General features: G+C 71.3%; 4 protein-coding genes. 3 read left to right on the top strand and 1 reads right to left on the bottom strand.

Annotated elements, in window-relative coordinates:
• Positions 1–76 precede the first annotated feature (76 nt).
• Genes RM590_RS31360 through RM590_RS31350 form a run of 3 tightly spaced genes read left to right on the top strand, consistent with a single transcriptional unit; the run spans position 77 to position 5,354 of the window.
• The gene (locus tag RM590_RS31360; RefSeq protein WP_311708168.1) at positions 77–3,145 is read left to right on the top strand and encodes a lantibiotic dehydratase; all 3,069 of its coding nucleotides are present in this window, start codon (positions 77–79) and stop codon (positions 3,143–3,145) included.
• A gap of 32 nt (positions 3,146–3,177) precedes the next feature.
• Positions 3,178–4,377, top strand: coding sequence for a lanthionine synthetase C family protein (locus tag RM590_RS31355; protein WP_311708167.1), 1,200 nt, complete (start codon positions 3,178–3,180; stop codon positions 4,375–4,377).
• Entirely contained in the window at positions 4,359–5,354 is a 996-nt protein-coding gene (locus tag RM590_RS31350; protein ID WP_311708166.1) for a thiopeptide-type bacteriocin biosynthesis protein, read from the top strand. The genes RM590_RS31355 and RM590_RS31350 overlap by 19 nt, the downstream gene beginning before the upstream one ends.
• On the opposite strand, the gene RM590_RS31345 is transcribed toward RM590_RS31350, so the two are convergent.
• A complete protein-coding gene (locus RM590_RS31345) occupies positions 5,351–6,253 on the bottom strand; it encodes an AraC family transcriptional regulator (RefSeq protein WP_311708165.1) in 903 nt (300 codons plus the stop codon). The genes RM590_RS31350 and RM590_RS31345 overlap by 4 nt on opposite strands.
• Positions 6,254–6,282 lie beyond the last annotated feature (29 nt).

Raw genomic sequence — 6,282 nt, 5'->3', positions numbered from 1 at the left:
GGGGGGGGGGGCGGGGGGGCGCCCCCCCCCCCCCCCCACCCCGGCCCGCGCAAGTTGAGCATCGACGGAGCAGCCGATGGCAGCACGATCAGCAGTCCACTACCGGTGGCAGGGCAGCGCGCTGCTGCGCGCCACCACTGATCCCGGCGCCCTGTCTCTGCCCGAAGATCTCGATCTGTCCGGCGAAAACGGGACGGCGCGAGGTCGGGCGTGGCTGGCCGAGGTGTGGCAGCGCGATGGGATCCACGACGCCGTGAGCATCGCCAGCCCGTCGTTGTGCCAGCAGATTGACGACATCCTGAACGGGGGGCGTTGCGACCTGCGGCGGGTGCGGCGCACCGTTGTCTCCCTGGCCTCCTATCTGCTGCGCTGGCAGGGGCGCCCGACGCCCTTCGGCTTGTTCGCCGGGGTCGCCCCGGCTCGCATCGGGGCGGATCCCATCGTGACGTGGGGAGGAAAGCACCACACGGCGGTGCGGGCGGACGCGGACTGGCTCACCGACATCGTTGCCCGCCTGCACCAGTGCTCACAGTTGTTGGAACGCCTGCCCGTCGTCGCCAACAGTGCTGGGCAGATGAGAGGCGGCCGGTTCGTCGTGCCGGGCCCGTCGGCTGATGGACGCGCGCACCTGCTCGCACCCATCGAGGTGTCCGTGCGCTACACCCGGCCGGTGGCCGCTGCCCTGGCCAGTGCACAAACGCCCATCGTCTACGGCGAGTTGCGAGCATGGCTCACCAGGCGGTCGCCGGCCGCCGCCGATCGGATCGATGCCATGCTCGCCGGTCTGGTCGCCCAGCACGTGCTGATCAGCAGTCTGTGGGCCCCGGCGACCTGTCTGGACGCTCTTGCGCATGTGTGTGCCGTACTCGATGCGGCCGATGCCTGCACCATTCCCGAAGTTGCTGAGCTGGTGTGCCGGCTGAACGCGATACGCGACGAACTCGCACAAGGCGGCCCCGCCGCGTGGCCGGCCAGGAACGCTGTGGTCAAGCGGATGAAGGCGGTCAGCGACATCGCACCCGTCCCGGTGGTCGTCGACACGGCCCTGGACTGCCATATTCAAATTCCCGAGCAGGTCGTTCACGAAGCGCAAGAGGCCGCCGGTGTCCTGTACCGGCTTTCGCCCTACCCGTTCGGCTACCCGCAGTGGCGCGACTACCACCGCCGGTTCAGGGCACGGTATGGGCCAGGCGCGGTCGTTCCCCTCTTTGACCTGGTGGCCGACAGCGGCCTGGGCTTACCGGCCGGCTACCTCGGCTCCGGGCGACAACGCGCCGAGCCCCAACTCACCGAGCGCGACGAGAAGCTTCTCGCCCTGATCCAGCAGGCCATGCTGGACGGCTCGGGCGAAATCGTCCTGACCGAGCCCGTGATCGGCGACCTGGTCGGCGACGGTGCGGATGTCATTCCCGTGCCGCGGGCGGAGGTGTCCGTCGAAATCCACGCCACGGCCCTGAACGCCCTGACACGCGGATCCTTCCGCCTGGTCGTAACCGGGACGCCCAGGCCCGGCAGCAGCATGGCCGGACGCTTCGCCCACCTGCTGCCTGAGAAGGACCAAGCCCGGCTGGCCGACACCTATCGAGCGGCTGACCCGGATGCGGTCGCGGCGCAGCTGTCGTTCGCACCGCGCCGACGGCGCAACGACAACGTCACCCGCACCCAGCAGTTCCTGCCGCACGTGATCTCTGTGGCCGAACACCGGGAACCGCACGAAGAAGTGATCGCGCCGACGGACCTCGCGGTCACCGCAGACGCTCGCCAGTTCTTCCTCATCCAGCTCTCGACCGGACGGTGCATCGAACCGCGGGTCCCGCACGCCCTGGAAGCCGGAATCCACACCCCGCCCCTCGCACGTTTCCTTGCGGAGATCACCACCGCCCGCTCAGCCGTCTACAAGGCGTTCGACTTCGGCGCCGCCAACCACCTGCCCTACTTGCCGCGCGTGCGCTACAAGCGCACCATCCTTGCCCCGGCCCGGTGGCTGCTCACCGCCCAGGACCTGCCCCACCGCGCCGCCGCGATGGCCGCCTGGGACGCCGCGTTTGAGGCATGGCGGGCAAGGTTGCGCATGCCCGAGCGGATCTCTCTGGTGGAGAACGACCAGCGGCTGCCCCTCGACCTTACCCATCCTGTTCACCGTCTCCTGCTCCGCACCGGCCTGGACGGCGCCCGCCGCCTCGAACTGCGGGAAGCCGCCGCCCCTGAGGAACTGGCCTGGCTTGGCCGCGCCCACGAACTTCTCCTGCCCCTCACCCTCAGCACGCCCGCCGGCCCCGAATCCCTGTCCACGCCAGCTCACACCGTCGCTGTCGACGCCGGGCGTCTGCCCGGCCGCTCCGCCAGCCTCCACGCGCACCTTTATGCCCACCCCGCGCGCCACGACGAGATCCTTACGCAGCTTCTGCCGGTCCTGACCGCTTCGTTTGAGAACGCACCGACATGGTGGTTCAGCCGCCATCGCGAGATGAGCCGCCCCGAAGCCGATCAATACCTCATCCTGTCCATGCGCCTGCCCGACCCCAGCGCTTACGGCCCAGCTGCCGAACAGTTCCACGACTGGGCAGACCACCTGCGGCACCAGCGCTTGGCGTCGCACATCACGCTCGCCACCTGCGAGCCCCAGACAGGGCGTTACGGTCACGGCGCGGCGATGCGAGCCGCCGAGGCGGTGTTCACCGCAGACTCGGCCGCGGCCCTCGCCCAGATTCGGATGGCAGACCTGGGCGAGGTACAGCCGCAAGCCCTCGCTGCCGCCAGCCTGGTCGACTTGGCCACCCACTTCGCTCTCTCCGTCACGGACGGCCTTCGCTGGCTTGTCCAGCACCTGCCCGCCGAACACGGTCGGCTGGAGCGCGCCCTGCGTGACCAGGCCCTCGAACTCGCCGACCCCCGCCGCCGCTGGGCGACGCTCCGGTCCCTGCCGGGTGGCGACCAGGTAGTCGCCGCCTGGAAGGCACGTGCCACCGCGCTGACCGCTTACCGGGAACACTTGACCCTCCAGCGCGAACCGCTCACGGTCTTGCGCTCCCTGCTCCACCTCCATCACGTGCGCGCCCTCGGCGTCAATCAGGACACCGAACGCGTCACCGGCCGCCTCGCACGCGCCTGCGCACTGCGCTACACCATCGGCAGACCCGAGTGACCGCTCAGGCACACCTCAATCTCGCTGACGCGGTGAATCGGTTCGCGGCACACCTGACCACCCCCGAAGCCGCGCCTCCGGACGAACCGTGGGCGGCACAGTCCCTCGCCACCGGCGCTGCTGGCATCGCTCTGTTCCACATCGAACGCGCCCACACCCGGCAAGGGAGCTGGAAGCAGGCACACGCCTGGATCAGAGACGCCGTGACGGGCGAGATCAGCGCCGCAGACACCACCGGCCTGTTCCTCGGCGCGCCCGCCATCGCCTTTATCCTGCACGCCGCCAGCGCGGGCTCCTCCACGCGCTACCGCGACGCTCTTGCCACCATGGACGCGCACGTCACCAAGCTGGCCCACCGCCGCGCCGAGTCCGCCATGGCCCGCATTGACCGAGGCGACTGCCCTGTCTTCCGGGAGTACGACATCTTCTACGGCTTGGTCGGCATTGGCGCGCACCTGCTGCGCCACGACCCAGGCGGCAGCGCCCTCGAACGCATCCTGCGCTACCTCACCGCACTCACCGAGCCCCTGCCGGGCGACGGGCAGGCTCTGCCCGGCTGGTGGGTCGCCCACGACCCGCACACACGAACCTCCGCCCGCTACCCGCGCGGACATGGCAATCTGGGCGCCGCCCACGGCATCACCGGACCGCTCATGCTCCTCAGCCAGGCCGCACGACGCGGGATCACCGTGAACGGCCAGCACGAAGCGATCGCGACCATCTGCGACTGGCTCGACACCTGGCAACAAGACGGTGAGACGGGTGCGTGGTGGCCGGAGTGCGTCAGCTTCGACGACCTGCGCACCGGTCATCCCAGCCAGCCCGGCCCCGCCCGCCCCAGCTGGTGCTACGGCACCCCCGGCATCGCCCGCGCCCAGCAACTCGCCGCCATCGCGACCGGGGACACCACGCGCCAGCGCATGGCCGAACACGCCCTCGCCGCCTGCCTGTCCGACCCCGCCCAACTCGCGCGGCTCACCGACCCGGGCCTGTGCCACGGCTGGGCCGGCGTCCACCAGACCGTCTGGCACGCCGCCCACGACGCCACCACCCCCACGCTGGCCGCATTCCTGCCCCGGCTGGCCGAGGGCTTGGCCCGCCATGCCCAGCCCACCTCGCAAGACGTGCCTGGGTTCCTGGACGGCAACGCGGGCACCGCCCTGGCTCTGCTCACCGCCGCACGGAACGTCGTGCCGATCTCCGGATGGGACGCATGCCTGCTGATCGACTGAACCGCGCCTCGGACAGCGAACACAGGACCACGCTGGACCGGACCGTCCGCGCCCTGCTGGACGTCCTGTCCGGGGCCCCGCTCGACACCGCCGCCGCGCACGCCGGCATGGAGCCAACCGATCTGGCCACGGCCGTCAGTATCTACCACCAAGCCGGCCGGCAGGCCCTCGAACAACAAACGGCCACTCCCGACTGGTGGCAGCTCTACGTCCAGTTCACCGACTGGCAGGACGCCGAGAAGACCGCCGCCCACCACCTCGCCCCACTCATGCACCGCGCCGAGACCAACGGTGACATCACCGCCTGGTGGTTCATCAGGAAACACCCCTGCTGGCGACTGCGCCTCCGCATACACCCCCGCAGCGGAGCGAAGACCGGCATCGGCACCGCCATGGAACAACTTGTCGCAGACAACCGCATAGCACGCTGGTGGACCGGCATCTACGAACCAGAAACGGCTGCGTTCGGCGGCACCGCAACCATGACAGTCGCACACGATCTGTTCCACACCGACAGTCACGCCATTCTGAGCCTGCACGGCCACGGTGGCGCGGCGCTCGGCCGCCGCGAACTCTCCATCCTGCTGTGCACCATCCTGATGCGCGCCGCGGGCCTGGAGTGGTACGAAATGGGCGATGTGTGGCACCGCGTCGCCGCCGAACGGCCCCTGCCCGCCGACATCCCACCGAACCGGATCCGGCGGATGGTTGAGGATCTGCGCCAGTTGATGCTCGCCGACACGGCACTCGACGGCCCGATGCTCGGCCCGGACGGCCCCGCGGCGTTCGCTGCCGCATGGGCCACCGCGTTCCGCCGGACAGGCAAGATCCTCGGGGCGGCGGCCCGGGAAGGAACACTCGACCGGGGCCTGCGCCACGTTCTCGCCTACCACGTCATCTTCCACTGGAACCGCCTCGGCCTACCCGCCCATACCCAGAGCGTCCTCGCCGCGGCAGCGCGCTCGGCCGCACTCTAGGAGCGCCGGTACCGGCCCGGGGCCAGCCCGAACTCCCGCTTGAACGCCTTGGCGAAGGCGAACTCCGAGGAGTAGCCGACGCGTTCGGCCACCGACCGGACCGGCGCCTCGGAGTCGCGCAGCAGCCGGGCGGCGAGCGTCATCCGCCACCAGGTCAGGTAAGCCAGCGGCGGCCGGCCGACCAGCGCGGCGAAGCGGCGCGCGAACGGCGCCCGGGACAGGCCGGATTCGGCGCCCAGCGCCTCCACCGTCCAGGACCGGCCCGGCTCGCGGTGGATGGCGCGCAGCGCGGCCGAGACGGCGGGGTCGCGCAGCGCGGAGGCCCAGCCCGTGCCCGGCTCCTCCTGCGCCCGCTCCTCGTACCAGGCGCGCAGCAGGTACAGCAGCAGCGTGTCGAGGAGCGCGGGCAGGACGCCGTCGGCGCCGGGGCGGGGCGGCCCGGCCAGCTCGGCGCCCAGCAGGTCGATCGCGCCGCGCAGCGACGGGTGGCGGCCGACGCGGGTGGGGAGGTGGATGACGGGCGGCAGTTCGGCCAGCAGCGGATGCGGCCGGGCGCGGTCCAGCAGATACGCGCCGCACAGCATCACGGTGTGGGGGTCCGCGCAGTCCGGCAGGGTGCTCAGGGGCGGGGCGGCGGCACCGCGAGGGTCCGGGGAATCGAGGGAGTCGGCCAGCAGGTGCCCGCTGCCGTGCGGCAGCAGCAGCGCGTCACCGGGCCCCAGCCGCACCGGCTCGTCCTCGCCGTCGGCCAGCACCCAGCAGGCGCCCTGGAGCACGACGTGGAAACCGGCCCCCGGCGTGGGCTCCGCCCGCACCCGCCAGCGCGTGGGCATCCGCCGGCGGCCGGCGTGCGGGCGCCCGGTGCGCATGGCGGCCACGGCGTCGCTGAGCACGTCCATGGTTCGACTGTATCGGCCGGGGAGGCAAC

It is taken from the genome of Streptomyces litchfieldiae (assembly GCF_031845365.1).
GTDB classification, from domain to species: Bacteria; Actinomycetota; Actinomycetes; order Streptomycetales; family Streptomycetaceae; genus Streptomyces; species Streptomyces litchfieldiae.
This window is presented reverse-complemented; position numbering and strand designations above follow the sequence as displayed.

Excerpts from the sequence above, each read along its gene's own strand:
- RM590_RS31360 (WP_311708168.1), top strand. The coding sequence starts at position 77 with ATGGCAGCACGATCAGCAGTCCACTACCGGTGGCAGGGCAGCGCGCTG.
- RM590_RS31350 (WP_311708166.1), top strand. The coding sequence starts at position 4,359 with ATGCCTGCTGATCGACTGAACCGCGCCTCGGACAGCGAACACAGGACC.
- RM590_RS31345 (WP_311708165.1), bottom strand. The coding sequence starts at position 6,253 with ATGGACGTGCTCAGCGACGCCGTGGCCGCCATGCGCACCGGGCGCCCG.